6 protein-coding genes are annotated in these 3,585 nt (G+C 69.6%); 1 reads left to right on the top strand and 5 read right to left on the bottom strand.

From position 1 onward, the window contains the following. A partial coding sequence (locus ACIKT0_RS15100; RefSeq protein WP_407106140.1) for a response regulator transcription factor occupies positions 1–579 on the bottom strand: 579 nt, incomplete at its 3' end. A 1-nt stretch (position 580) separates the two neighbouring features. Beyond that, complete coding sequence (locus ACIKT0_RS15095; protein ID WP_407106138.1) at positions 581–1,114, bottom strand: MarR family winged helix-turn-helix transcriptional regulator; 534 nt, start codon at positions 1,112–1,114, stop codon at positions 581–583. Positions 1,115–1,352: 238 nt separating this feature from the next. On the opposite strand from ACIKT0_RS15095, the gene ACIKT0_RS15090 reads away from it, so the two are divergent. Further along, positions 1,353–2,255: a branched-chain amino acid aminotransferase gene (locus ACIKT0_RS15090; RefSeq protein WP_407106136.1), complete on the top strand. Its 903-nt coding sequence runs from the start codon at positions 1,353–1,355 to the stop codon at positions 2,253–2,255. A gap of 30 nt (positions 2,256–2,285) precedes the next feature. Here ACIKT0_RS15090 and ACIKT0_RS15085 read toward each other — a convergent pair whose 3' ends face one another. The 3 genes from ACIKT0_RS15085 to ACIKT0_RS15075 form a co-directional block, all read right to left on the bottom strand. Continuing rightward, the gene (locus ACIKT0_RS15085) at positions 2,286–2,870 is read right to left on the bottom strand and encodes a hypothetical protein (protein ID WP_407106135.1); all 585 of its coding nucleotides are present in this window, start codon (positions 2,868–2,870) and stop codon (positions 2,286–2,288) included. 165 nt (positions 2,871–3,035) lie between these two features. Next, complete coding sequence (locus ACIKT0_RS15080) at positions 3,036–3,491, bottom strand: molybdenum cofactor biosynthesis protein MoaE (protein ID WP_407106134.1); 456 nt, start codon at positions 3,489–3,491, stop codon at positions 3,036–3,038. 7 nt (positions 3,492–3,498) lie between these two features. Further along, the coding region (locus ACIKT0_RS15075) for a MoaD/ThiS family protein (RefSeq protein WP_407106141.1) at positions 3,499–3,585 on the bottom strand (87 nt) is incomplete at its 5' end.

Here is a 3,585-nt window from a genome sequence, read left to right as displayed (position 1 = left end):
GATCGGCGACAGTCGGTCGGCCGAGATCTCGCCGAACTTCGGGTGGGACCACAGCGGCGACGCCTCGAACGCCGCGATGCCCACCTCGTCGCCGCGCTTCAGCTCGCCACGGCCGCGGTGGAAGACGAACGGGCCGAAGCGCACCTCGGGCGCCGACCCGGAGGTGGCGGCGGCGGCCGAGCGGCGCAGGATGCCGCCGACCCGCAGCAGCAATTCCCGCGGGTTGAACGGCTTGATCAGGTAGTCGTCCGCGCCGGTTTCGAGCCCCGCTATGCGGTCCTCCGCCTCGGAGCGGGCGGTGAGCATCAGGATCGGCACCGGCGAGCGCGCGCGCACCGCGCGGGCGAGCTCCAGGCCGTTCTCGCCCGGCATCATCACGTCCAGCACGAGCAGGTCGAACGACAGCGAGTCGAGCTTCAGCCGCGCCTCGCTCGCGGAAGACGCCGTCGTCACCCGGTAGCCGTTCGTGGTCAGGAACTTGTGCAGCAGCGACCTGATCCGCGAATCGTCGTCGACCACCAGCAGATGCGCCGCGTCGTCGGCTATCGGTCTGGGCTCCGCCGCCGCTCCCGCCATCATCTCACCTCCGTCCGCCCGGACCGAAGCCCGACAGGCGCGAGACCTTGCCGCGCTCGTCCGGATCGATGATCTCGAACAGGAAGCGCTTCACGGCGTCCCGCTCGGCCGGCTCCGCGTCCACGAGCGCGCGCGCGACGCGGCGTCCCTGCAGCCGGGCGAGCTCCCGCGCGAGCCGGTCGCCCCGCTCGGTGACGTAGAGCAGCCGCTGGCGGCGGTCGGCTTCGCCTTCGCGCTGCACGATGAAGCCCTTGTCGACGAGCTCGCGCAAAACGCGCCCGAGGCTCTGCTTGGTGATCTTCAGGATGTCGAGCAGCTCCGTGACCCGGAGGCCGGGATTGCGGTCTACGAAATGCAGCACGCGATGATGCGCGCGCCCGAATCCATAGACCGCGAGCGCTTCGTCGGCGTCCCGCACGAAGTCCCGATAGGCGAAGAACAGCAGCTCGATGATGTCGTAGGCGGCGCCGCTCGCGGCCTCCAGCGCCGGGGCGCTCGCCGCGGCGACGTCGTCCCCGGCCGAAATTACGTCAGCCATGTTGACTTATTTCGATCCCGTGGCAAAGTGCGGACCGTTTTCGGAACCGGCCGGTTCCGTCGCGCCAGCCGGCCCGCGGGCCCTCCAACGCTCTTGCGAAGATACCGGCTCGAAGGCGGCGACGCAAAAGAGCTTGCCCAGCGCAGCCTTTGCGACGATCTGATTTACTGTGGCCACGCGCTTGGGCGCGGGTCCATACGCAGCCGGCGACCCGGCGACTGGTCAAGGAGCTCGAACCATGGCGGACGCGCAACCCTTCGATAGCCGGGACGGCGTCATCTGGTTCGACGGCGCGTTCGTGCCCTGGTCCGACGCCAAGGTGCACGTGCTCACGCATGGCCTGCATTACGCCAGCGGCGTGTTCGAGGGCGAGCGCGCCTATGGCGGCGTCATCTTCAAGATGCGCGAGCATAACCAGCGGCTGATCGAGTCCGCGCGGCTGCTCGGCTTCGAGATCCCGTTCACGGTCGAGCAGATCGACCGCGCCTGCGTGGAGACGCTGGCGCGACAGGGCTTCGAGGACGCCTATGTGCGGCCGATCGCCTGGCGCGGCAGCGAGATGATGGGGGTCGCTGCCCAGCAGAACACCATCCACCTCGCGATCGCGGTCTGGCAGTGGCCGAGCTATTTCGACCCGGCCCAGCGCCTGAAGGGCATCCGGGTCGATCTTGCGGAGTGGCGCCGCCCCGATCCCCGCACCGCGCCCTCGCGGGCGAAGGCGACCGGCCTCTACATGATCTGCACCCTGTCGAAGCACGCGGCGGAGCAGAAGGGCTACGCCGACGCGCTGATGCTCGACTGGCGCGGCCAGGTCGCCGAGTGCACCGGCGCGAACGTGTTCTTCGTGAAGGACGGCGCGCTTCACACCCCGACGCCCGACTGCTTCCTGGACGGCATCACCCGCCGCACCGTCATCGACCTCGCCCGCAAGCGCGGCGTCGAGGTGATCGAGCGCGCGATCATGCCGGAGGAGCTCGCAGGCTTCGAGCAGTGCTTCATCTGCGGCACGGCGGCCGAGGTGACGCCGGTGTCCGAGATCGCCGACTGGCGCTTCACCGTCGGCGACCTCACGAAGGCGCTGTTGGAAGACTATGAGGCGGCGGTCAGGCCGGCCGCCAAGGCCCAGGTCGCGGCCGCCTGAGACAGCCTCGCCTGGCCGTTCTCCTGTTCGTCAGGAGACGGCCGGGCGACGGGCGATCAGGCGCGCCAGCCGCGCCTCCAGACTGTCGACGCCATAGTCGGCCTCGGCCTCCGCCGCGAGCCGCGCGAGGCGATCGGGATCAGCCTCCAGCCAGACCGCGACCAGCACGCCGGCGTCGTGCGCGATCAGCGCGCCGATCCGGGCCAGGATGGCGGCGCTCGGGATCATGGTCGCGAACCAGAGGCCCGGGAGCGACTGAAGTCCGCCGTCCTGCATCGGAAGGCGCAGCGCGTGGAGGGCGGCGGCCGTAAGGCCGGCCAGCGCGTAAAGCGCTGCGATCGCGATCAGATAGTTCAGGGCTTTGTCGAGGCCGATCACGCTGGCCCCCTTGTGCACGACGCCCCAGGCGAAACCGCCGGCGGTCAGGGCGCCGATCAGCCCCCAGGACAGCGAGGCCGCGAGCGTATAGAGCCCGGCCGTTCCGGGATGTCCCGCGGCTTTGAGCGCCGCCACGCGGGCGCCCGTGGTCTCGGCCATGAGCCATGAGACCTGGGGCTCGTAATGACCGACGGCCTGCCAGAGATCGCGGCCGACGCCGAAAACGAGGACGCTCACGATCGCCGCGTAAGCGCCGACGATCAGGGCCGTTCCCATACGAAACGAGATGCCTTGGCCCATTGCGGCGGATCCTGCGCCCGCCCAACGGGGCCGGCAGCGTTAACACTTGGTTACGCTACCAGCATTTTTTACGCGTCCCAACACGGGACAGCAAAACGTGCGTTATTTTTTCCAGCGGTCCGCGGCTGCGTCGTCGGTCGCCTTGGCCGCGACCCATGAACGGCCATCCGCCGTCTCCTCCTGCTTCCAGAACGGAGCGGAGGTCTTGAGATAGTCCATCAGGAACTCGGCCGCCTCGAACGCCGCCGCCCGATGCGGCGCCAGGGTGACGACCAGAACGATCGGCTCGCCGGCGAGAATCCGCCCGTGACGGTGGATCACCAGCGCGTCGGCGAGGCTCCACCGCGCGCGGGCCTCCGCCTCGATGCGCGAAAGCTCGTCCTCGACCATACCAGGGTAATGCTCGAGAGTCAGCGCGACGAGTTCGGCCCCGGAATCCGTGCGGTCCCGGCAGATGCCCATGAAGGTCACCACGGCGCCGACGTCCGAGCGGCCGCCCGTCAGGCGCGCCACCTCGGCGCCGAGGTCGAACGGCTCCGTCTGCAGCCGGACAGTCATGCCGGGCTCAGCCGCCCGTCATCGGCGGGAAGAAGGCGATCTCGCGGGCGCCCGCGATCGGAGCGTCGGCGCGCGCGTGGCGCTTGTCGATGGC

The sequence above is a fragment of the Hansschlegelia beijingensis genome (assembly GCF_045505405.1).
Classification (GTDB): domain Bacteria; phylum Pseudomonadota; class Alphaproteobacteria; order Rhizobiales; family Methylopilaceae; genus Methylopila; species Methylopila beijingensis_A.
Note: the sequence above shows the minus strand (reverse complement) of the source record. Positions and strands in the feature narration are given on the sequence as shown.

Excerpts from the sequence above, each read along its gene's own strand:
- ACIKT0_RS15095 (WP_407106138.1), bottom strand. The coding sequence starts at position 1,114 with ATGGCTGACGTAATTTCGGCCGGGGACGACGTCGCCGCGGCGAGCGCC.
- ACIKT0_RS15090 (WP_407106136.1), top strand. The coding sequence starts at position 1,353 with ATGGCGGACGCGCAACCCTTCGATAGCCGGGACGGCGTCATCTGGTTC.
- ACIKT0_RS15080 (WP_407106134.1), bottom strand. The coding sequence starts at position 3,491 with ATGACTGTCCGGCTGCAGACGGAGCCGTTCGACCTCGGCGCCGAGGTG.